The sequence below is a fragment of the Bacillus sp. RO2 genome, assembly GCF_012911845.1.
GTDB lineage: Bacteria > Bacillota > Bacilli > Bacillales > Bacillaceae_I > Sutcliffiella_A.
In genome coordinates, this window is sequence record NZ_JAAXCU010000048.1 from 200,589 (window position 1) to 224,369 (window position 23,781).

Annotated in this window: 23 protein-coding genes; 4 read left to right on the forward strand and 19 right to left on the reverse strand. The window is 38.6% G+C overall.

The window, feature by feature from the left end:
* Positions 1–129: 129 nt before the first annotated feature.
* Positions 130–1,383 (reverse strand): YeeE/YedE family protein, encoded by a 1,254-nt coding sequence (locus HF078_RS16625; protein ID WP_169292151.1) that lies wholly within the window; start codon positions 1,381–1,383, stop codon positions 130–132.
* Positions 1,384–1,615: 232 nt separating this feature from the next.
* On the opposite strand from HF078_RS16625, the gene HF078_RS16630 reads away from it, so the two are divergent.
* The 3 genes from HF078_RS16630 (at position 1,616) to HF078_RS16640 (ending at position 3,513) form a co-directional block, all read left to right on the forward strand.
* Positions 1,616–2,362, forward strand: coding sequence for a helix-turn-helix domain-containing protein (locus HF078_RS16630; protein WP_169292152.1), 747 nt, complete (start codon positions 1,616–1,618; stop codon positions 2,360–2,362).
* Positions 2,363–2,386: 24 nt separating this feature from the next.
* Positions 2,387–3,259, forward strand: coding sequence for a DUF3307 domain-containing protein (locus tag HF078_RS16635; RefSeq protein WP_169292153.1), 873 nt, complete (start codon positions 2,387–2,389; stop codon positions 3,257–3,259).
* Between the two features lie 107 nt (positions 3,260–3,366).
* Positions 3,367–3,513: a hypothetical protein gene (locus HF078_RS16640; RefSeq protein WP_169292154.1), complete on the forward strand. Its 147-nt coding sequence runs from the start codon at positions 3,367–3,369 to the stop codon at positions 3,511–3,513.
* 89 nt (positions 3,514–3,602) lie between these two features.
* Here HF078_RS16640 and HF078_RS16645 read toward each other — a convergent pair whose 3' ends face one another.
* The 4 genes from HF078_RS16645 to HF078_RS16660 all read right to left on the reverse strand — a co-directional run bounded on the left by HF078_RS16645 (position 3,603) and on the right by HF078_RS16660 (position 7,453).
* Entirely contained in the window at positions 3,603–4,154 is a 552-nt protein-coding gene (locus tag HF078_RS16645) for a cupin domain-containing protein (RefSeq protein WP_169292155.1), read from the reverse strand.
* A gap of 136 nt (positions 4,155–4,290) precedes the next feature.
* Positions 4,291–5,268 carry a VOC family protein gene (locus tag HF078_RS16650; RefSeq protein ID WP_169292205.1) on the reverse strand — a complete coding sequence of 326 codons (978 nt, stop codon included), beginning with the start codon at positions 5,266–5,268 and terminating at the stop codon, positions 4,291–4,293.
* Between the two features lie 42 nt (positions 5,269–5,310).
* Positions 5,311–6,327, reverse strand: a complete 1,017-nt coding sequence (locus HF078_RS16655; protein ID WP_169292156.1) for a nuclease-related domain-containing protein — start codon at positions 6,325–6,327, stop codon at positions 5,311–5,313.
* A gap of 322 nt (positions 6,328–6,649) precedes the next feature.
* Positions 6,650–7,453, reverse strand: a complete 804-nt coding sequence (locus HF078_RS16660; RefSeq protein ID WP_169292157.1) for an RDD family protein — start codon at positions 7,451–7,453, stop codon at positions 6,650–6,652.
* Positions 7,454–7,561: 108 nt separating this feature from the next.
* Here HF078_RS16660 and HF078_RS16665 point away from each other — a divergent pair, with 108 nt between their 5' ends.
* A complete protein-coding gene (locus HF078_RS16665; RefSeq protein ID WP_169292158.1) occupies positions 7,562–8,524 on the forward strand; it encodes a stage II sporulation protein M in 963 nt (320 codons plus the stop codon).
* Here the strand turns inward: HF078_RS16665 and HF078_RS16670 are convergent.
* The 14 genes from HF078_RS16670 to HF078_RS16735 form a co-directional block, all read right to left on the reverse strand.
* Positions 8,516–9,877 (reverse strand): DUF58 domain-containing protein, encoded by a 1,362-nt coding sequence (locus tag HF078_RS16670; RefSeq protein ID WP_169292159.1) that lies wholly within the window; start codon positions 9,875–9,877, stop codon positions 8,516–8,518. The two genes, HF078_RS16665 and HF078_RS16670, sit on opposite strands and share 9 nt — an antisense overlap.
* Positions 9,828–10,757, reverse strand: coding sequence for an AAA family ATPase (locus tag HF078_RS16675; protein ID WP_169292160.1), 930 nt, complete (start codon positions 10,755–10,757; stop codon positions 9,828–9,830). Before HF078_RS16675 ends, HF078_RS16670 begins: the two co-directional genes overlap by 50 nt.
* Positions 10,754–11,893, reverse strand: a complete 1,140-nt coding sequence (locus HF078_RS16680; RefSeq protein WP_169292161.1) for a DUF4350 domain-containing protein — start codon at positions 11,891–11,893, stop codon at positions 10,754–10,756. Before HF078_RS16680 ends, HF078_RS16675 begins: the two co-directional genes overlap by 4 nt.
* An 18-nt stretch (positions 11,894–11,911) precedes the next feature.
* On the reverse strand, positions 11,912–12,547 hold the full coding sequence (locus tag HF078_RS16685) for a DUF4129 domain-containing protein (protein WP_169292162.1): 636 nt from the start codon (positions 12,545–12,547) through the stop codon (positions 11,912–11,914).
* A gap of 36 nt (positions 12,548–12,583) precedes the next feature.
* On the reverse strand, positions 12,584–13,498 hold the full coding sequence (locus tag HF078_RS16690; protein ID WP_169292163.1) for a hypothetical protein: 915 nt from the start codon (positions 13,496–13,498) through the stop codon (positions 12,584–12,586).
* 156 nt (positions 13,499–13,654) lie between these two features.
* The gene (locus HF078_RS16695) at positions 13,655–14,029 is read right to left on the reverse strand and encodes a nucleotide excision repair endonuclease (RefSeq protein ID WP_169292164.1); all 375 of its coding nucleotides are present in this window, start codon (positions 14,027–14,029) and stop codon (positions 13,655–13,657) included.
* Positions 14,030–14,100: 71 nt separating this feature from the next.
* Positions 14,101–15,225, reverse strand: coding sequence for an NAD(P)/FAD-dependent oxidoreductase (locus HF078_RS16700; protein WP_169292165.1), 1,125 nt, complete (start codon positions 15,223–15,225; stop codon positions 14,101–14,103).
* 114 nt (positions 15,226–15,339) lie between these two features.
* Positions 15,340–16,677, reverse strand: coding sequence for an alkaline phosphatase (locus HF078_RS16705; RefSeq protein WP_169292166.1), 1,338 nt, complete (start codon positions 16,675–16,677; stop codon positions 15,340–15,342).
* Positions 16,678–16,901: 224 nt separating this feature from the next.
* Positions 16,902–17,738 (reverse strand): sugar phosphate isomerase/epimerase family protein, encoded by an 837-nt coding sequence (locus HF078_RS16710; RefSeq protein ID WP_169292167.1) that lies wholly within the window; start codon positions 17,736–17,738, stop codon positions 16,902–16,904.
* 14 nt (positions 17,739–17,752) lie between these two features.
* Positions 17,753–18,724: a DUF6005 family protein gene (locus tag HF078_RS16715; protein WP_169292168.1), complete on the reverse strand. Its 972-nt coding sequence runs from the start codon at positions 18,722–18,724 to the stop codon at positions 17,753–17,755.
* Positions 18,721–19,014 (reverse strand): petrobactin biosynthesis protein AsbD, encoded by a 294-nt coding sequence (asbD, locus tag HF078_RS16720; protein ID WP_169292169.1) that lies wholly within the window; start codon positions 19,012–19,014, stop codon positions 18,721–18,723. Before asbD ends, HF078_RS16715 begins: the two co-directional genes overlap by 4 nt.
* Positions 19,011–20,249 (reverse strand): AMP-binding protein, encoded by a 1,239-nt coding sequence (locus HF078_RS16725; RefSeq protein ID WP_169292170.1) that lies wholly within the window; start codon positions 20,247–20,249, stop codon positions 19,011–19,013. Before HF078_RS16725 ends, asbD begins: the two co-directional genes overlap by 4 nt.
* 6 nt (positions 20,250–20,255) lie before the next feature.
* A complete protein-coding gene (locus HF078_RS16730; RefSeq protein ID WP_169292171.1) occupies positions 20,256–21,965 on the reverse strand; it encodes an IucA/IucC family protein in 1,710 nt (569 codons plus the stop codon).
* A complete protein-coding gene (locus tag HF078_RS16735) occupies positions 21,943–23,757 on the reverse strand; it encodes an IucA/IucC family protein (protein WP_169292172.1) in 1,815 nt (604 codons plus the stop codon). The genes HF078_RS16730 and HF078_RS16735 overlap by 23 nt, the downstream gene beginning before the upstream one ends.
* Between the last annotated feature and the right edge of the window lie 24 nt (positions 23,758–23,781).

Genomic DNA, 23,781 nt, shown 5'->3' on the forward strand with positions numbered 1-23,781 from the left:
TCCACTGTGAATTATTATCCTTATCAGTTATGCTAAGATAGCAATAGCTTTAATTCCAATAATTATTTCCCGTTTTGTATTTACATAAGAAAAGCGATCCCTTTGAAGGATCGCTTTTATTTTGTGTTCTTAACATACTGAATCAGTTGGTTTTGGATTTTTCAACCCGAAAAGTGGACGTATAAATAATGCTAACAGTGTCCCAAGCATTGCCATGACCATCCAAACCCAACCATGTAAACTGAAGGATGCGATTCCTCCAAAGTATGCTCCAATATTACAACCAAAGGCTAGTCTGGCACCGTAGCCCATTAATATACCACCCATAATGGAAGCTCCTGCAATACCAGGTTTGATTTTCTTAGGTTTAAAAGTACCTTGTGCACTAGCTGCAATAAATGCTCCTAAGATGATTCCAAAGTTCATTACACTAGTGGAATCAGCAAGAACCGTCTGAGTTAGAGCTTCTCCGTTTGCTCCGGTAAAATATCCCCAGCCGGAAACATCTATTCCTACTAACATTAATGCCTTACCTCCCCAAAGGGCAAATGCAGAAGTAATTCCCCAAGGGTTTCCTCGAACTGCTAACGTTAGAGCGTTTAGAAGGGCCAAAATGATAGCAGCGGTAAATAAAGGCCATGAACCTCGTATTACCTTTTTCCAACCGGTCGTTGTTGCCAATGGTTTCATACTTGGCGGGTTTTTTCGCTTAGCTATTTGGACTGTTAACCAGTAAATGCCTGCAAACAACGCCATTTGAACCACCCATCCTCCAAAGAAGCCCAGCCCAGTCGATTCGGCGATGGAGATTGGCGGCAAAGCTGGTGTTTCTTCCATCCAAAACGTAAAGTGGTAGGCTCCAATGACAGACCCAACGATGAAGGATAGTAGCGTCAAAATCATCGAAGAAGAGCCTCCCCCCACCGAATAAAGGGTTCCAGATGCGCAACCACTTCCGAGCTGCATCCCGATGCCAAACATAAAAGCTCCGACTAACACACTGACTCCTACAGGTGATACATACCCTGTCGGTGTACTACCAGTAAAACTGAAGCCAGTACTTAGAATGATGGCAAACAATGTAGTTGCGACCGCAAGCATCACCATGTGCGCTTGCAGCCCTTGTACATTCCCTACAGACATCAAGCGCCTGAATGCAGATGTAAATCCAAAGCGTGCATGCAGTAGTGTTAGACCGAGTGCCAAGCCAATAATATATAATGTCCCTTGAATCCAATCAGTTGAAGCGACTATCGTTATTAAAAGTATGATGCTTGCTAATACACCAATCGTTAAGAAAGGTTTTTGTATAGGATTCAATTTAGCAACAATAGTTGTTGGCTGCTTTACTGGTTGAAAAGTATTATAAGTTGTTTCTGCCAAGCCAATCACACCTTTTCGTATTGTTTTTATCGGAATTATTTATTGTTCACATGATAACTTCTTTCCAACTACTTGTAAACCTTTCTGCTTGTATTCTATATTTCTCTAAAAGTTTGAGTTATTCATCTACTTATCTATAATTCGATTAATCTATCGAAATCTTTGCAAGTTGATTATTTAGTCGAATTGAATTAAACTAATGTGGAATTCTTTTTGGAAGGAGTGAGAAAAGATGAAGCACCCAATATCCATTTTTATGATGGATGTGACAAACTCATCAAAAAATTGGAATGAAATAACTGCGTATTTAGGAGAGATTGAAGAGCATGTGAAAAGGTGGACAAGAGGTCTCCCTCATGCACAGGTTAAACACCGACTTGGGGACGAAATTGTCGGGCTATTTGATCATTACTCTACAGCATATACAGTAGCATTTTATATAAGCCAAATATGGAAATACAAAGAACAGCCTCCCTACTTCGGAATCACATTTGGAACGGTTGACACAAGCTTAAAACAAATTAATTTAGATAAATGGAATCATCCACTCATGCGTCAGGCTCGGCTAGCTAATGAAAAAATTAAGCACTCCACTCAGCGTTCGTCCATGATATTCCTCCCAGGTGAGGAATCTCTAGAAAATACGTCATTAGAAATGGCCAATTTGCTTTTATCTTATCAGCATAAATTTATGAGAGACCAAACGTCCTTGCAGCAATTAATCTCCAGGCTGTACGCCATCCTTGATGAGCAAAAAGCCATAGCAAGGCTAGTAAATAAGTCGCCTTCTACTATCTCCAGTCACTATAAGAAAGGGAATTGTGAGATAATATTGAATACCTTATACACGCTTCAAGAAACCTTGGACAAATTAGAAGCAAACGGTTTGGGGAACAATCCACATCATATTACGAAAGAGTTGATCCAAACGATTAAAAATGAGCTTCTTAAAAATATCGATGCGATTATTTCTATATGATTATCTATAGCAAGGAGCGTTGAAATGATAATCCTTTCCCTTATCTTAGCCCATTTAATAGCCGATTTTTATTTTCAGACAGAGCACATGGTGAAGGAAAAACGAAAGTTCTTAAAGCTCCATTTATTTCACCATGCTGCTATCATGTTTATTACTCTACTCCTCATATATTTTTATCAAGGAAATGATTTAATTATAGAGGTCTTGTTGCCCACAATCCTGTTAGTGGCCATTCACGGAGGCATTGATTACTTAAAGATTTTCTTACAGGAAAAGACAGATAACTTAGTACAGAAAAATGCCTGGAATCTTGGCTTATTTATCATAGATCAACTATTGCATGTTATTACTATTTTGTCAGTCTGTTATTTTACTTTACAAGTAGATTTAAAGTCTACATTCTATACCATTTTATTGCTATTCAACTTAAAGGAAGGCTTACGACCAGAGATTGGATTGCTTGAGGGTATCTTGTTTTTACTTATTATGTTAATACTATGTACATCTGTGACAGGCCATCTCATAAGAATCATGCTTGGTTCCCTAACTAAACATATTTCCCTTTTTGAAGGGAAATACACATTGAAAGATCTTGCCGTCAGTCCTAATAGTGAAAAAAATATGTCTGAGGAATATACATATATGGTGATGAAACACCAGGACCTATCACGGGGAAAAGTAATTGGGTATCTAGAAAGACTGTTAGTAGTGGCACTAATTTTAATGGGTTCTTTTTCTGCAGTTGGATTTATTGTCGCAGCCAAATCCCTTACACGATTCAAACAGATGGATGATCGAGATTGGGCGGAGTATTTTTTACTGGGGACCCTTACTTCCTTCCTATTTGCAATCATTTTCGGAGTGTTGTTGAAGATAGTATTCTTCGGTTCTTACTAGCAAACCTTTTTAGGTTTTAATAGTTTTGAAAAAGATAATAGTAAAAAGGTATATACCCTGTCCGATTCTATCATCTCTCATATGATAGAAACAAAGGGGGTGACACCATGTTGCGTTATTACCGTTATGTCACAAGATTAGGCGAAGTTCTAATTGAAGAGGGCGAAGATTACTTGGAAAGAAGAACAAAAATGGCCAAGAAAGTAATCAAAAGAGTAGCCCGCCGCTTGGATGATCTGATTGACTGTGATTGATTAAGAGTTTTCAGTCATTGTCTTTCAGATTTTACATGGAAAACAGCACTATCAATACGGTAGTGCTGTTTTCCTCTACTTACTTTGCTTTAAGAACCGTATTCTTCAGCAGCCTCGGCATCCGCTTTGGTAGGATGAACTGTTCCAAACGGATGATTAGGGGGAGCATAAATCGAATAAAGCTTTAAAGGAGTATTGCCAGTATTGGTCAGGTTATGCCAAGTGCCGGCTGGGATTACTATCGCATAATCGTCTGCAACCATTCTTTCAAAATTAAGATTATTTTTATCTTCTCCCATCTGCACAATCCCTTGCCCCTGTTCTAAACGGAGAAATTGATCAACATCAGGGTGCATTTCTAATCCGATATCCTCTCCTGGATTTAAGCTCATCAATGTTATTTGAAATTGTGTTCCGGTCCATAATGCAGTTCGAAACGTATTGTTTTGTAAAGTAGCCTGGTTGATGTCTGTAACAAATGGGTTTGGACCATAGTCTGTTAACTCAATAGCCCTAGAGTTGTTGTTCAAATAATAAGTATTATACATAGCTGGATGTGCCCAGAAACTGTTTCTTGCATAATTGTATGCATACGGATTTGCAGCATAAGGATATGGATATCTATTTGTCGGATAATACATTCCTTCATCTCCTTTATAAAATTCATTAAATTATCCTATTCATTTTTACTGGGAATGTACGTTGTAATGATTGGTTTAATTTAGAACATATAAAAAAGCCTATTTCTTCAAAAAAAGAAACAGGCTTAATCAAAGATCATTCTTTTATAATTTCTTTTGTGCTTCTTACAGTATCAATTGGTCTTACAAGCTGTTCAATTTGCTCGCGTTTCGGTTCAAGGAACGGAGGCAAAGAGAGTTTCTCTCCTAACGTTTCATATGGCTCATCCCCCATGAATCCTGGACCGTCCGTTGCGAACTCAAATAAAATTTGAGGAGCAACTCGTGCGTATAAGGATTCAAAGAAATAACGGTCCACATGTCCTGATGTGTTAAAGCCAAACCCTTTCAATCTTGCATCCCATTCATCAATGACAGCTCGATTGTCTACTCGGAATGCGGCATGATGTACGGTGCCGAATCCTTGCTGGGCCTGAGGAAGTGTATCGTTATGTTCAACAACCAGCCGGGCACCATTGCCTCCTTCTCCTACCTCAAATAAATATGTGTCTTTATTTTGGTCTATTTCTTTGAAGAGTAAGACTTTCTCTAAAACTTCCTTAAAAAAGTCAAAATTTGCAACACGAATGTGGAGAGGCCCTAGTCCCGTAATGGCATATTCTAAAGGAATCGGCCCCTTCTGCCATGGCGTGCCCGGCTCCACCCCTTTGTTATTTTCATCAGAAACTAATTGGTACTGTTGATCATCAAAATCTACAAATGACAGGGTCTTTGTCCCGAACTGATCCTTGATGCCTTCATGCTTTACGTTTAGGCGGTCAAAACGATCTACCCAATAAGTTAATGCTTTGTCGGATGGTACTCTGAAGCCAGTTCTGAAAATTTCATTTGTTCCGTGGCTTCCTTTTGGAATGCCTGGAAAATCAAAGAATGTCATATCTGTTCCCGGACTACCTGTATCATCCGCAAAAAACAGATGGTATGTTTGGATATCATCTTGATTGACTGTCTTTTTTACTAGCCTCATGCCGAGTACATATGTGAAAAATTCGTAGTTCTTTTCTGCGCTGCTAGTTATCGCTGTTACGTGATGAATACCTTTTAAGCCGTTTATCATAAGGATCTCCCCTTTTTTATATAAATGTTATTGTGTTATTTATCTTGAATTCGAGATAATTATATCGTGGTTGGATGGAGATGTCAAATTGATAAGTGGATATAGGTTGTATTTTATAGACCTGGTGTTTCCAACTGTTTGAAGTCCCATGGAAGTTAGGATTCTTTTCATTACATCAGCAGATGGTACACTTAGGAACTCTCTAGCCTCTTTATTGGAAATGGTCTCGTTGAATAACAAACAATAATCTCTTAACGCGCGTATGTGTGCGTCTTTTGATTTTTTGTTGCACTTAGTACAATACCAATAAGAATGAGTCCTCTGCATAGGGATAGCCAAGCAGGTTGAACATAGTACACCTAATAAAAGCTCACTTGGGTTAATGTTTAACTGTTTTAAAGTGAGGGTTGGTTTAACTTTATGGTGCTTAATAATGGTGCGTGCAAGGTTATAAATTTCTTTATTGGAAAGAATCTGTTTATTGGAGATTGTTTGTTGTTGTTCGATTTTTGTGGGGAGAAAATGACCATGAATGACCTTTTGGTTTGTTGATTTATCTCCAGGATCGACTTGAATCATGCAAGAAGGATTCGAGATGACTACGAATGAGGTAAGTGGTAGTGATGGAATATCAAACTGTTCAATCCATTGCTTCAGCAGCCTTTCTTGATTACTGACCTGTATGATGGGACACTGATAATATTTCACATTGCCCATATACGTCTGAGTCAGCTGATTGAATTTCCTGTCAAAATAAATGGTCCCACCCATATTTTTCACTTCTAATAGGGATATAAAGTTAGCCGACAGGAGTAACGTATCAATATGGAAGTTTTGATTTTGGAATTGTAAACTGACGGAATGGAGAATGTGATAGTCTTGATTAGGAAGGATGCTAAGGGGGTAGTCAATGGCACTTTCGCCTTTATAGCCTTTAATTTGCTTGGCTATCAATTCCTTTACTCGCGGCATTGAGGGGTGCTCTTCATCAAGGCGTCTCTCAATAGCCTGCAAAAATAGTATATTAACAGGGTAATCTCTCTCTTTTACTATCATTTTTAACCTCCCAAGCAAATTTATTAGTAAATTATACCACTTATACAGTGGAATGTCGCTCAAAAGTGAGTGGTTTTTGGAATCGGGCGATAATTTCAATTTACGGGCGATTTTTTGAAAATACGGGCGATAAATCAGAGTATTCGGGCGATTTTTAGGATTTACGGGCGATAATTCAACTTTACGGGCGAAAATAACAAGAAATCGGGCGAATCCCAATAATAGGTAAAAACCGCCCGCCCGCCTCAATTTATTCCTCGCCCCAAAGTCAAAGCCGGAATCCGCAAACCATCATCCCGCCAGTCCAAAAGGAAAAGCCCGTCTACAACTCATACTCCCACTCTTCCTTCATCTGCAAATACAGCACCAGCAGCATATCCTCTAACTCATCATAATGCTTACTAGACGGGTCTAGCCCTATTTTTGGAAACAAGATATCAGCCATTTTTCGAGTCAAAACGATGCGGTCATCAGCATTTAAAGTATCCAATCGCTCTGCGTATGTCTTCAAAAGCCTCCACTCTTTAGCTCCAAGGGACTTCAACGCCCATTCTTCTACAAGGCCTCCCTCAGAACTAAGATCTTTTTCAGCAATACGTTTATCCAGCTTGGAACCTATCTTTTTCTTCTTCCCCCTTCTTTCATGCACAACAATGGTACCTGCAACAAGGTCCCCTAATCGCTTATGCTTGGAGTGAAAAAAGATCATCAGCATCCCCACAAGGTAGTTTGCTGGCAAAATATCGATGATTCGAAGGAAATTACGAATGATGCTAGCAAGCAAGGTGATACTGTGCCCATTTTCTTGAATGACACGTATTCCAACCATTTTTTTCCCTAATGTTCGACCACCTGTAAAGTACTCAAGCACGACATAATAGCCCCAATTTAGTAAAAACATTAATATAAGGACTCCTGCAAACATATAGGATGGAATGTCTGTTTCAACGTACTCAAATATACTGGCATTCAATCCAAAAATTAGAGCAATAACAATTAAAATGTTTATTATAACCAACAAAATAGTATCAAGAATAAAGGCTGCTGCACGGCTTCCTAAGCCTGCAGCGTGAAACTGTAATGAAACATATTCGGGTGTTTTAATATCCACTTGTTCAGTCTTCAAGGTGATTCCCACTTTCTATGGATAAATTTTACTTTAGGGTGTTTCTATTTATCTATAATATTACTATAATATAGAAGATAGATGAAAATGAGACACGAGGTGTAAAAGATGAATGTCAAACAATTTATTAAACAACACCGCGGCCAGTGGAAGGAGCTAGAAAAACTAGCATCTGATTTACATAAGCGAAAGAATATTACCGGAAAGAACCTTGAGCGATTTCACAGTCTTTACCAAAAGGCGGCACAGAACTTATCTTATAGTCAAACTTATTTTCCAGAAGAAGAAGTCACATCTTACCTAAATGGTCTTGTATCCAAGGCACATAATCTTTTATACAAAGATCAGATAACGAGTTGGAAGCAAGCAAGCGACTTTTTGGGCCATAAGTTTATTGGACTCCTTCTCGAACAATGGAAGTTTGTCTTGGTAGCTATGCTTCTTTTTACGATTGGGGGACTTGGAAGTTATTTTGCCGTCCTGTATGATCCACTCTATCTGTATTCCATTCTACCAGGAGACATGGCACAAAACTTTGATCCTGAAAAACTTGGTGACAGTGACGGGATGGTGGATGCCCCTGTTATGTCTGCAAGTATACTGACTAATAATATTCAAGTTGCCATCCTTGCATTTGCCGGCGGGATAACCTTTGGATTGTTGACAGTCTATGTATTAATCTACAATGGAATTATTGTGGGCGCGATCGCTGCCCTGTTTTGGCATTATGATAAAACATACGAGTTTTGGGCTTATATTGTTCCACATGGGATGATTGAACTGACAGCGATTTTTATTGCCGGCGGCGCTGGGTTATTAATGGGGTACAAGCTTTTTGTACCTGGTGAATATTCACGAGGCTATCAGTTGAAGTGGAATGCTAAACGATCTGTGCAATTGTTACTTGGAACGATTCCGTTGTTTATCATAGCAGGGATAATTGAAGGATTCATTACCCCTGCTGCCATATCGTTGGAAACCAAGTATTTTGTTGCTGGACTGACTGTTATGGGATTAATACTTTATGTAACTTTAGGCAGTCTTAAGCTTCGTAAAGCCCAGTTACAATAAACCTCTGTTCATGGTATCGATATAATGGGAAACAGCGGTTATAGCAAGCCGTTCTTCACGGGCCTCCATCATCATGAGGCCTTGCTTTTCCCACCTTGCTTTCTCCCGTTTCTTCGTTAAAATTTGTTGCTGGGCAACCCCTTTAATCATCGTTTCTTCTAAAGACGTTACAGGGCTTGCTGCTCTTTTTCCCAATATCTCGTCTTCAACTCCTATCATGAAAAAGAGATGCCTTTGCCTTACCCTCTTAAGGTAAATTAGGGCGCTTTCCTCATGCAGAAATGTTTTAACGTCGCTAAATAATAGGATAAGGCTTCGCTTCTTTTGAACAAGCTGTAAGTATTGAAAGACTTCAGCATAGTTGGATTCTGCTGCATCGACTTGAACGTTATAGATAGTTTTCAGGATAGTTTGCAAGTGGGGCAACCCTTTTGCAGGCGGGATATATGCCTTTACCTTTTTAGAAAAAGCAAGTACCGCGACATAATCCCCTTTTTGCAATGCAGCTGCAGCAACGGTCAAGGCTGCTTCTAATGACCGCTCCAAACGGTTGCCCTTTTTTAGTTCTGCCCCCATCATTCTTCCACAATCGATAAGTATGGTGATGTATTTACCGTGCTCTGGTTCATACTCATTTGTCATGACTTCCTGTAATTTGGCCGTTTGACGCCAGTTAATTTTCCTTGGATCATCCCCCACCACGTAAGAACGTATTTTAGAAAATTCCCCAACGCCGCTTTTCTGCTTTCTAATAGTTACTCCTTCATGAATCAGAAATTTTTGAGCGTTCTCCAAGTACTGTTTAGTTTCCGTCATATCCGGAATGACTTTTATCGTATCTTCCTTTGCAAAAATCATTTGCTTTTGCCAAAGACCAATCCTACTTTGATATCGTAAATACAGCTGTGAAACAAGATACTCACCTCTAACAGGCGCTGTGGTGTGGTAGGTAAATTGCTTTCTAGTGTTTTTTTCTACCATACCGGTAAAAGGAAACGGCCGAGAAAAGGACTGAGGAATACCATCTCTTAATTCAACCCTCATATCATTTTCTGTTGGATTCTCTAGCACTATGTTAACGTGATAACTAATTCCCCTTTCCATCTCGCTAGGAATAATTCTCGTCAAACTGAGTGCTTTTTTATTTGGTGTAAGTACAAGGTCCACCAAACTAAAAAGAATAACAAATACATTTATTAGGAAAATAATTGGCCAAGAAATGTTTACAAAAAGACTCAATAGAATAAAAGTCAAAGAAAGTATAGAAAGTAAGAGAACTAGTCTACTAGTTGGAAGAATCCCTTTATCTCGGAACAGGAATCGACCCCACAAGTTCTTCAATGATTTGTTCAACAGTCGCTCCCTCCAATTCCATATGAGGAGATAATTGAATCCGGTGACGAAGCGCGGGTTTTGTCACCATTTTAATATCATCCGGAGTTACGTAGTTACGGTTGCTCAAGTAAGCCCAGGCCTGTGCTGCTTTTCCAATGGAAATACCTGCACGAGTGCTCGCTCCGAACCTGATAGAATCCGACTCACGGGTGTTACGGACAATTTGCATAACATAATCAAGGATACTTTCACTTAGGGTAACTTGCTGAATCTCTTTTCTAATGTTTAGAAAGGTTTCCATATCTAATACTGGCTTGGTATCTGTATGATTAAATTTACTTTCCATCACTTGTTTCAGTACTGCCGTTTCTTCTTCCAGGCTAGGAAAATCGATACGCAGCTTGAAAAGAAAGCGGTCTTGCTGTGCCTCCGGGAGCGGATATGTTCCTTCAAATTCAATTGGATTTTGGGTAGCAACCACAAAAAACACATCGGCTAAAGGAAATGTCTCGCCATGAATCGTAACCTGTTTCTCTTCCATCGCCTCAAGCAGGGCAGCCTGCGTTTTTGCAGGGGTCCTATTAATCTCATCTGCAAGGAGAATGTTACTAAAAATAGGTCCCTTCAACGTTTCAAAGTTGCCTTCTTTCATATTGTAAATGGAACTTCCCGTAATATCACTTGGTAAAAGGTCTGGAGTAAATTGAATGCGATTGAATTTTCCGCCCAACAGGCTGGCAAGGGTTCGCACCATTTGCGTTTTCCCGGTGCCCGGCACCCCTTCTAATAGAACGTGGCCGCCTGCCAGTACGGAAGAAAGTAAAAGTTTCAAATTCAAATGTTGACCTAGTATTCTTTCCTCATATTGCTCAAGAAGAGATGCTAATTCTACTTTCATCCTTCTTCCACCTCTTTCCTTAAGGTATCTAATTGTTTTGACCATTCAAGATATTCTTGTTTTGTAATTTTCTTTTTTGCTAACACCTGTGTTAATTGATAAGTAAATAAATCTATTTTTCCATCCTCTTTTGTTTTCCATCTCTTATGGAGGAAGACGGCACACTCTTTCCAGTCCCTGTTATATGGAATACCCCATCTTTCTTGCAGCAAATATTTTACATATTCCGCCTGATTGCTCAGAGAATCCTGATAAGCATTTCCTTTTAAGTACCATGCAGCTAAAGCTCGAAGACTTTCATCACTATACCTGACTGTTTCCTCACGAGGATGTAATATCGGACCGAATCTCTTGCCTTGCTTCCAAAGAAGTAATATCGCTACTAGCATTCCCTGGAAGAGTAACAACAAAAACCAGTCTTGATAGACATCTATAGAAGATGTGCCAGTATCCCCATGGTTGTACTCATCAAAGAGAATGATTGTGTCATTATTTATACCTTCTTCTTGTATAAGGCTAAATAAAAGGGAGAGATGATCCTTCTTTAAAATTTCTTGGTTTGTTAGCCAATGAGGCGTCAAAGCTACGATGAGTGTTCCATCACCATACTTCCGCTTAACAGCAACATCACCGAGTTGATCGGAAAGAAGTATTTCATCTTCTCTTCCCGGTTCTAACCTTACAGGAGAATAAATATCCCCTACAAAGTTGGTTTGGCTCGCATCATCAAAGGTTTGCTCAGGGAACATCGACTCAACAAAGGTCGTGCGGATATCAAAAAATCCTTTTGGGTTATTTTTAAATAAGAGGATGCTGTTCCCTTTTTCCAAGAAATCAATATAAGATTCCATCGTTTTTGTATCAGGAGTAAAGTATGGTTCAACCATCAACAATACCTGTCGTCTTTCTTTATCAGGCAACAAATCAGGGGATTGTTCCCATCTATTCACCATCCCTATTTCGTTTTCCAGATAAGTGTAGAAAGCTTTCAATCCGGTAGGTGAAGGAGATTCTGAGTCATATGGTGAGAATTCTTCCGGCTTTTGGGATAGAACAAGGTAGGAGCAGATTGCAAAAAGAACGAGTAGAGTTCCAAGCCATATCCATCCTTTTTTCTTTGTGGTTATTCCGTTCAAGTCCCACCCTCCTTCCTTTTATAGATCTTGATCTGTATCATTTATCCACTTCAATGCGGTATCACGGTAAGATAAATAGTCATCTTTTCCAATTTTTTGTTTGCCATAAGTTCCTCTGTCGAACAAAAGGGCAAAATTAAAGAAAAATTCAGCCAGTTCTCTTTGTTCTCTTCTTAACTCATCATAATACTCCCAATTCGTTTTCCATATTTTTGCTACGAGCCAATTCCGTTTATGGAAATTGAGTAATAGGCCCAAAAATAGATGTCTAGTTGCAAGTGAATAGTCTTCCATGTCTTCGTATTTCTTTGCCTCCGCTATATGTTGGTGAAATGACCATTCTAGCTCCTCACCTGATTGAAAAGGCTTCGATACTTTATTACGACTATTTCGGTTCCTCTTTATAAGGTAAGTAATGATCCAAGCCGCTAATATTACGATTACAAGGGTGATGACAAAAATCAATATATTCCCTGCTGTTCCGCTTGTATTTTCCATGGAAGGGAAAAGTCGTGAAAGCAAATCTGCTAGCCATGCTTTTAATTCATCCCACCAAATTTGCAAGGTATTTCTCGAATCAGTATAAAATGCCTGGTATTCCTGTTGATCTAGGATTTCTTCTATTTGTTCTCTTGCTTTTGGTTCTTTAAGCACGATCTATCACCTGTCCTTTTCCAAAGGAGTCGGGGTTTATTCAATATGATAATCATCAATGAGATCTCTCAAATCATCTGCATCATGACGAACTTTCAAATCCAGATACATGACAGCGTACCCTACTGCCATAATGAGTGTTGTAAAAAGAGTGGTAAAACTGACAATTAACCCAAGAAGTACACTGTTACCAAGCAAAGCTGAGAAAGTTAATTCTATTGCTACCCCTATGGAGGAAGTTATCAAAAAGAAAATGATGTATAGACCCATCAACTTAAATGTTCTACCTTTTGATAAACGCCAACTTCTTGTTAACCCCGGAGAGTTCTTATCCAATACTACAGAGCCGAAGAAGAAACTCCATCTTGTAAGGAGAAATGCTGCGATGAGCAATAAACTAGCAGTCATTATTATGGATACAATGATTCCTGCAATTACATCTATTGCAAAGACAAGAACCGAAGTAAATATCCCTGCCATAGTAAATCCAAATATAATTCCAAACGCAATAAGTCCATATAACAGAGAGGATCCAATCATTGGAAAAAAACGTCCAAACGCTTGTTTGACTATAGTACGGACAGTAAACTCTCGGTTATGGTTGACATGATTAACGCCGAAGATGATCGCAGCTTGAGCGACAGGATATGTAAACAATACCAATAATGAAACAAATAATATTCCAAGGTCAGCTGCAAGATTAGAAGTTAAAGAGGCTTCTTCCGTCATTTCAAAATTCCTAATGATCTCTTCATACCAAGCTCCCCCGCCGCCTTCTTGTTTAATGAGGCTTTTCCCTGCCGCTAATTCAATAATTGCTTGCAGAAGATAAATGGGACCAACCAGAAGTAATAAAATGAAGAAAAAATCCTTGAATTTGTATTTACTGATTTTAAACGTCTGATCTAGAATCTCCCCGAACCCTTTTGGTTTATTAAGATTGCTGTTCATTCCTTTTCCTCCCTTATAACTATTCCAAATGTTGTCATATCGACTATTTTACCATTAATCTATCAAAATTCGAGTAATAAATTGCGAAAATGTGCAGATTTAAAAAATACGAAAAGCCGTTCTCCTGTGAGGAAAACGGCTCTTAGATTTAATTTATTATTTGTTGAAAACTTTTTCAACATTATACTTTGCATGAAGTGTGTTTGCGATGTATGTTTCATAAATTTCTCTTTCCATAGGGTCTTCTACGATACACACGTCTATACGATATACTTCATCGCGGTGGTTTTTAATTGGGGATACATTGTCCTCAAAGTGTTTTTTAATTCGTTGGCGAAGCTTTCTCGCTTTTCCGACAAACAACAAATCTTCATTGATATTAAAAAACATAAAGATCCCGCCTTGATCTCGTGGGATTTTATGAAAATCAATAAAGCCATTGATTGGTGTAATAATTGGTTCATCATTTGTGCGAATCTGCTGTCGTTCCGTAATGGAGACATTAGTATTAGGTATAGTTATTTTTATCATTGTAGTTCACGTCCTCTTTATCAGTAGAGATTCATGGTAACACAACGTATGGATAATAGCTATAATTGTTTTTATCCAAGAGATTTAATGGCTCCTGCTACATCATAGTTACTGATATCAAGAACCGTTTGTTGTCCCATAGCTAGCCTAGCTAAATCGGCTCCTAAAAAAGGTCCGCTTGTTAAACCTGATGCTCCGAGACCATTGGCAATTAAAACATTATCATGATTTGGTAGCTTGCCGATTACCGGCAGAAAACCTGGCGTAAACGGACGGAATCCTACCCTTGTTTCTAGTAAGGTCCCATCTGTCAAACCTGGTGCAATTTCCAATGCCTTACTCAAGATCTCATTCATTCCACCTGCAGTAACCCTAGAATTAAAACCAGCATCATCTTCATGTGTGGCCCCAACCACAATCCGGCCGTTTTCAAAGCTAAGGATATACTGATTATTCGGTGGCATAACAACAGGCCAATCTTGGGTTTGTTCATTGTCAATTTCCAAGTGAACAATCTGGGCTTTTTGTGGGACCACATCAAAAATCATCCCTAACTCTTGAAATATTTTCTGTGACCAAGCTCCACCTGTTACGATAAATAGATCTGCCTCTACTATCTCTTCACCCAAGATTACTCCTTTAACTTGATTACCCTGAACATCAAGAATTGCATCACCATTAAGGAAAGTTGCGCCATGTTTCTTGGCGGCACTTATGAGCGCGTTGCGCAGGGCACGGCCATTCACCTTTGCCCCACCGGTAATATGGACAGAACCGAACTCGTCTGACAACACGGGGAAAAGCTCTTTTGTTTGTTCAGGACTTAAGATTGTCACCTCGCCAATTTCAGGAGCTTCAGCTCTTCTTTTAATGGCTCTTTCCGCCATCTTCTCGAGTTTTTCTTTATCATTATGTAAGCTAATTGCCCCAACACGGTTATATCCCGTATCTGTTTCTCCATCTTTTTCTAGCTGATCAATTAGAGCTGGATAGTACTTCGCACCGTTTTTGACCATGTTATACCAGGCTTTATTACGGCGCTGCGATATCCAAGGACAGATGATTCCTGCTGCGGCATCTGTTGCCTGTCCTTTATCAAAACGGTCAATTACCGTTACATTCTCGCCAGCTTTTGCTAAATGATAAGCGGTGGATGCCCCAAGAATTCCAGCCCCGATAATTACGATATTTTTCATTATTAAATAGCACCTTTTCTATTATGTTTGTTTTTAAGTGTACAGGATTTTTAATCCGCGCTCAATTTTCTCTTCAGAAAAACCCTTTTCTTATACAAGAAAAGGGTTCGCAAATTACCTATTAAACTTAATTTTCATTGCTTTCGCCATTAACTTAGGAAGATCGGTGTTGTCCAATAACCCACTAAATTTATCTGATTGTGGTCCATAGGCATAAACCGGTAAGTCTGTTCCTGTATGTGCCGTAGTTGTCCATCCGATAAGAGCACGGTCACTTACTACTTCATTAATTGCAATCGAAGGCTTTTCTGCCATTTTGATTTTCTCAACTTCATCTTCAGTTAAATCCAAGGAAGTATATTTCTTTACCACTTCTTTGATATTACTTTTATCGTTATTAAGTTCGCTTGCCATTTTGTTACCTGTTGCTGTTACGCTATCTAGGACATCCATTTTCAAGTCATATTCACCGTTTGCACCAACGGACATTCCACCTGTTTCATGATCACCTGCTACAACAACCAATGTATTTCCATCTTTTTTTGCATATTTTAATGCCGCTTCCACAGCTTTGTCAAATGCTTCGGAATCAGTCATGGCCCATGCTGAGTCATGAGCATGTCCTGCCCAATCAATTTGAGATCCTTCTACCATTAAAAAGAAGCCTTGTTTATTTTTGCTCAACGTATCAATTGCTGTGTTGGTCATTTCAGCTAGGCTCGGTTCATCCGTTTCGTCACGGTGCATCTCAGGAGACATCGCATCGTCGGCAAACAAACCTAGTAACTTATCTCCTTTTGCATTTTTCAACTCTTCTTTGTTCGAAGCATATTGATAGCCGTTCTTTTTTGCTTGCTCAATCAAGTCTCTCTTAGGTTGCTTTCCACCATTTTCTTTACTGAGAAAATAGTCTCTTCCGCCGCCAAGTATGACATCTACGCCGTTATCAAAATATTGCGGTGCAATAGAGGATTCATCTGAACGAGAAGCGACACTTGCTCCAAAAACTGCTGGAGTTGCATGAGTAATAGTAGATGTTGCAACTAGTCCGGTAGATTTTTTGGACGCTTCTGCGGCATCTAAAATGGAATCTACTTCTTCGCCATCAGGAGTCACACCCACCATCCCATTATTTGTCTTTACGCCAGTTGCCATTGCGGTACCTGCTGCTGCAGAATCCGTTACTTCGGTGTCTGCTGAATGCGTTTTGATTAATCCTTTTACATGTTGATCGAAAGAAGATTCCTCGCCTTTATACCATCGATAGTTTGTTGCATAACCGGCATTGTATCCATCTGGAATCATATAAATGACATTTTTGACTTTGCCTTGTTTCTGTTCCATGTTGACATCTTCTTTTTTTGCTTCCGCTTTATCCATTACCACACTTACTTGCACACCTGAAAATACTAATCCTGCTGCGACTGCAACACTTGCGACTTTTTTGAACATGACTTTTTCCTCCTCAGCAATTTTGCTACCTGCTCAGGTTAACAAGTAAAAGTAAAGGAGGAATGAAGATTCTATTAAAGCTATTTTACAAAAATAAGGGTAAATTCTACTAATATAAGATTCGTCGGAATATAAATATAGTCCTCTATAATAGCGCAAGTGAAATAAGTGCTAAAATTCATTACTTAATGGTATCAAGTGTAAATATAGAGTTAAGAAATTGTTTAGCTAACAAACAATGTATTGACCTCTTTTGTTAAATGCAGGATTCTTTTTGCATCTTTCTCTAGCACCTCTTTTACATTGCCACCAAACCATTCTAGAGACGCATCAATCTCTGTCATGCAGGAAGCGGTTTTTATAAATGCCTCATAATCAAGGATTCCTTCAAATAGAGGAGTCATCCCTTCCCTTGAGCCTGCTGCGGCATATACATTTTGCGGATTAAATACATCTAGTTTGCTTTTAGATGATATATTTTTAAAATGAAAGTGCTCAATAAATGGTTTTAGTTTTAATAAAGCATCTATTGGATCCGCTCCTGATTCCCATATATGTAATACATCAAAGTTAATTTTTAAAGCAGGATGATCTACTTCCTCTAATAGTTTTAAAGTAGATGGTAACGTGTCGGTCAGGGTATTGGGATGGGTTTCTAAAAGTAGAAATTGATTTTCTCTTTCTAGCTCCTGACAAATCATTTTTAATTTCTCAACTATTGATTTACGCTCTTGTATATTCATCGAGGCACTCGCACGCTGCCCGGCAAACGTCCTTAATTTATGTGTTCCCCAACGGTGCCCAAGGTCGCTCAATTCCATCGTTGCACGAAGAAGTTCCTTATCTGACAAGTGAAGAGGAAGATAGTCGCTTAACATACTTGTATAAAGGTTGTAGGACGCTAACCAATCATTATGATAGTAAGGGTCATCTTTCAAATTCTTAGCATGAATGCCCCAAATTTCTATACCTTGAAAATAATTTGACTGTGCCCATTCTGCTATCTCTTTTATAGAATGAAGATGGTGTCGAAATGAAATGGTACAAAAAGATAAATTCAAATGCATTCCCTCCTTCAAGCTAGTACTTTAGTTTGATTCATGATCATCCAGGCTTCAAAACAATCTTTAAGGCTGCCCTTGATTGAATATTCCAGTTTTTGTTGTTCTGTTAATTTCATATGGACTTCTTTTAACACGTTTAGATCACCTGTTATCGCATATTTCATCGCACGATAATGTATGGTTGTAAACCCTTTTACAAGCTTTTCTATTTCATCGCACCACTCTTCAAACCATTCCTCTGAGTAACCGTTAGCCTCCCAGAAAAATGCGAAGGCATGTTCATAGGCATATTTTCTGATTGCCAAGACAGGAATTTGCTTAAGGGCATCAGATAGTTCAGTTCTTCTATCCTTTTCAGAGCCTTTTGAAAATAAGTCTACTATTTGGCGGATTGCTTCTGACATGGGATTTTCATTCAATTTCATACATGTTTGAAAATAAGCCTCTATAGTTTCAGGGCTAGTCGGATTAATATGCTCCGTATCAAAGTAATACCCGCCCTTTACTGCAGGAGCCATAATAGCATCCATTATTTTTTGTTTAGACAATCTACCTTCCCACCTAAAATCAGGATCAAACATAAACCATTCATCTGTATCTTCTGTTTCCTCTAACATCACATAATGTGGGAATGGACTTTGATGAAACTTATTTTCACGTTCAGGAAGCATGGAAAGGTCGAGCATCACCATAATGGAACGGTAACTTGGTTTATTTTTCATCAATTCGAGCAAAGTCTTCATATTAGTAGATTTTGACTTTGTCTCGTCATACCATTTATGAATTTTTATACCATAAAGCAATTCATACCACGTTTTAAAAAAGTCGTGATCGATATTTTCAGAATGGTAGCTTAAGGTGCCATCCTGTGTAACATCAAAATCTGCATCCCATACACCAAAGTAAAAGGGGCGATGGTCCACGCCTTCCGTTTTTTTAATTACTTCACATACACAGCTTACGAAGCAATGAACTTTTATCATACTTGCCCCTCCTTTTCTTGGGACTTATCGGAACTCAATTTTTCCAAAAAATTCAATAATGATTCAACGGTATGGAAGTCTTTGGGTACAAGCATATCGTCTGGAATGCTCAATCCCAGATCTAACTCTACATATAAAATAAGTTGTAATATCATAATGGAATCCATATAGAGATCTTCATTCAATCTCGCGGACTCCTTAAAAGATTTCCATGTTGGTATAGTTAGTTTATGTTTCAAAATATCATAAATAGCTTGATATAGCTCTTCTCTGCTTAGACACTCTTTCATCCCATCATCTCTCCTACTAGCTTTCGACTAATCTTTCCATTTGGCAGTGTTGGAATTTTTTCAACCTGTATAAATTCAACAGGAACTTGATGTGGGGCCAATTGCCTCACGCACCAATCCCTTAACTGGGACTCTTCCACAAACGATGAAGCCACAAATTGAACACATACTCTCTCCCCTGCAAATGCATCTGGTTTTTTATAGGCAAGCACTTCTTCGATGTTTGGTTCCTTCAGAATTATTTCTTCTACCTCTTGTGGATACACGTTAAGTCCCGCTACGTTAATCATGTCATCCATTCTTCCAAGGAGGCATAAAGACCCTACTTCGTTAAAATAACCTATATCATTCGTATGGATAGATTTTGTACTTCCTTGCAGTATCACCTCTTGGGGATGGTCCTTATCTTTTCCTGCTCTTACTTTAAAATGTCCCAGCGGAAATCCCATCTCACTAGGACTCTGTACATTCGGATTAATGGCAATGCATCCGGCTTCTGAACACCCATACTGTTGCAGAACTCGATTAGATTTTCTTTTCAAGTCGTCCAGACAAACAGCAGACATCAACATGCCTGATGTCATGACATATTGAAAGGAAAAACCTTGAGGCGAGAGCTTGCTTAACGTATGTAAAAATGCAGGTGAAGCATATAAGATATGGTTTGGCGTTTCCAATAATTTCTTTAAAACATATTTGGGATTGAGGTTACTAAGAATGATAGGAGCTATATGTCGCTCTAAAGCAGTAAGCACCCCACTGATAAAGCCGTAGGAATGGGAGATAGGGCATGCAATAATGGGTACAGTTTCTGCATCCACTGGCAAACTCTCATTATAGTTTTCTATCTCTTCCTCAATGTCTTCCCATGGACGTTCCAAACATTTTGGTTCACCAGTTGTGCCTGAGCTCATTTGGACAAGTACACCTTGCTTTTCTTCCCTGTCATTTATCATTAAAATAGGAGCTTGAAAGGTATCATACATTAAAATATGACTAGAGCTTTTGTGTGCTATGCGTATTGCCGCATCTCTTGGGGTAGCAGCATGAATAGGTACAACAGATCCGCCTTTTTCTTTCATATATAAACAAAGTGCCAAGCCCTCAAAGGCGTTTTTTGTACAAACTGCGATTCTTTTTTTACTGCAGTCATGCAGCACGTTCATTTGATCAAAGTGTTCAAATTGTTTTATAAGGTCATTCTTTGAATAATACTGGTCGTTAATATAGAACATCTATAATTACTTCCCTTCATTAAATAAGCTGTTGTAAACAAGATGACAATATTCCCTTTTATCCATTCCAACTTTTCTAGTAAAAAGAGATTCTGTGAATATTTCTTCTTTGTCTGCTCCAAGTTGTTTATTTCTTTCCTGTAAGGGAGGGTGATTTAAAAAATGAGTTAGTATTGCAACTCGAACTTCTTTCCAGAAATCCTCTTCTGCAAGATCCATGTGATGACTTAGTAGAAAGGATAGTTCACTTAAGTGAAAAACAAACAAAGTATCCATGATCAATTCCCGTAATCCTTCTACCGAGGACATCCAATAATACTCATCATTCGGTGCATGTTCGTAGCATGGATGTAGTTCTGAAAAATTAGGCGCCAACTCAGGCTGTTTCAGGAATTCATTCACATATTCCAAACTTTCATGGAAATCCCGCAAAATCACTCTTTTCGGCCAGCCATTTTCATGTACAAGAATCATATTCTGAGCATGTGCTTCTAGTGCCACTCCTTCTGATACGAGCAAGTGCCATACTGGGACAACCGTAACTTTTACAAATTGCTCCATCCATTTCTTCATACCATAACGCTCAAGCCAAGGAAGGATGAAGGGCTTCCCGTCTTTTTCTAGTAATGACATTGCATTCATTGGTACGGCGCTTTCCAATCCCGTAACGGAACTAGTTGGACTGATTCTCCAAATAGCTGCTAGGTGTCCGGAAAGGTTTGGAAATTCCTCCATAGCCACCATACCGGCATATTCATGCAAAATAGTAAGACTCTCTGTTAGATAGCTATCAGTCTCTATCAAATTTGCCAACCAGTTCGAAAGTGCCGGAGCTGTACATACTGAGTGAGGTTCTATCAGTCTTAAAGAAGAAGTGTTTACCATGTTTATTGGTAATTTAATATGTGCCTTTTCAGGATGTGTCTCATTCCACAATGTTCTAACAGATTGGGTCGCTCGATAAAAATCACCAGCAGATCCAAGTGGGATAATATCATCTTGTCTTAGAAATTTTATTTCTTGCTGAATCTTGTTCTCCCATTGCCAAGGATGTACAGGAAACAGTGAGTAATCTTTGATTGTACCTCCTGCCATTGTCAGACGATCAAGGAGTAAGGAATAAGTTCTTTCACCGACTTCATTTTGTAAGAATGCTTCTTCAGAGTTTGGAAGAGAGGTGTTCACATAGTTCCGTTTGACTGCAACCCAGAATAACTGAAAAGACTGACGCGCCTCTGGACCATACATTTCATGATCGTATGTATTAAAACCAGTCCTTGCCTTAAAACAAGGATGGTAGGGGTGCCCTTCCATGATGGCTGACTCCATTTCTTCATAGGAAAGTTCACGCCTACATGGTTGCTCAAGATTTTTCTCATTCCAGTCACCAAGCAAAATGGTTTGGTGTAACTCCTCTATCAAGCTATCTTGTATTTTATGATCATTTGATAGCTGTGAGACAATCTCCCATATTGGTTCAGGTATTTGATGACCTTGTAGGTCTGTAATTTTAATAGTGGATTCATGTAGTCGAATTCTTCCAAAAGAAGAGCGTGTCGCTTCTGAGTGAATTCGAAAATTATTACCAAATATGATGATATGAGTTTTATAACCTTCCTCCATCATTTCAAAAGGGAGCAATTTTTCAAAAACTACCGCCTCTAACAACTGCTTTATTACCCTTTTTTCCGTATTAGACGCTACTTGCTGTGGCATAATGTTTCTCCTTTTTTTCCATGGAAAGCATCAAGTAAAATGGATTTGGCATGGAAGTATAGACTGCTTGTTCCAAATCAGTCAAAAGTTCATCCACATCATGAAAACGTGTCAAAAGGTTTGCTTTGCACGGCAGTACCTTGTTATTCAATATAAAATGCACAAATCTTTTTCCTTCCCCAGACAATCTCTGTTTAAGATTATTCAATTCTTTCATCATCCAATGGACTAATTTTTCTTCTGCAATTAAGTCATCCTCTCCCATTCTGTATATGATGGAAAAGATATGGTTAATAAAAAGATAATAGGTAAAACGATGTTGGATCATTTCTTCTTCGAAGAATAGTTCGGGTGTATTCTTCAAATTAACAACCATTCTCTCAAGCTTTTCCTTCTTTGAATTTGATAAATAATAGCCTTGATTATCTCTAAAGTAATAATGTGTAGGAAATCCGTTTGATACATCCACCAAACTATTTTGCTGGTGTGCCTCTAATGCCAATCCAAATTCATCATACAAAGAAATCATTGGCTCGACCGAACAGTGCCAATATTTTTGAAACCATCGAAAACTTGCTTCTTCTGTGTTTAGTTGATATGTGGCGGAAATGCTATGAATCAATTTTTCCATTAATGATGCTTCTCCAGGGAGTGGATCTTGCACCAATGCTGCAATGGAATGAACCCCTTTTCCTTCACCATCTTTAAATGGATTTGACCTAAGAATAACTTCAAAACCATTTTCTATTTTCCCGGGAAGGTTTAGAGACAAGGAAATCGGATCATTTAATACTCGGAAACATTTGTACTTTTGTAGGAAGTCTATCCTATTGAATAATTCCGCCATGACAACTCCCGCTTCGAGCTCATGCACTTTGTTTACTCTCATGGAATTTGTCACTTTTACAGGGATGGAGAACTTGTACATCCAGTTATCTTTTTCGTTGTAAACTGTTCTTATAGAAGAAGTGGCACTGAACGTGTCTCCCATAGGGCCTATATATTTCACTAGGTTAGCCTGCGTTGCTTTTTGTACATAGTCCTGTTGCAAAAGCCACTGAGATTGTAATGGGTGCATTGGGAAAAGGTATTTACCGTCCCTTGTCATCTTCAGAATCTCATTCTTCATTAACGAAAAATCTTCTCCAGTATAGAAGTTTTCTTTCAAAATCGATTGGTCTACTTCAAAATAATGTAACTGAAAAGTTCCTTTTAGTTCGGGAGCATATAGATCATGCTGCCAAGCGGCCATCCCTTGTCTACTTTTTGGGGTTGGATGCAACCAATGACCAAATAAAATCGATTGTTCTGATTCTAAAAAGCTGTATTCTTCTACTTTCTTATCATTATTTATAAAAACTGATTTTTCCATATATGTACAAATGGTATGATAGCTATCGATCAACCGTAATATAAGTTCATCATAATGAGATGTCATCTCATGGCAATTATTTTTATTTGCTTGAAGGTTCAATTCTTGAATGCATGAAATCATACAATTTAAAGGTTCTTCTTCCTTCCATTCTAATTCCTTATCATGGAATTTGTAGACTCTCCCTAGTTTATGTTTACCTACTAAGGAACGATAATTGACTTCAATTAGCAATCTTATATGTTGTAAAGGAAGCACCAGTTCCAAAGCTTCCTCACTAGTGAATATGTAGGGCAGTTTAAACAGCTTAAGCAAGTCGTTTTTGTTTACCCACTTCTCATCTCCAACCTCACGAATATAACAATTCATGAAGGCTTCGTAGGAGGCTTTTTCTGCAATTTTTTTAGTTGAATTATGCATAATGCCACCCTTTCTAATTTTTTA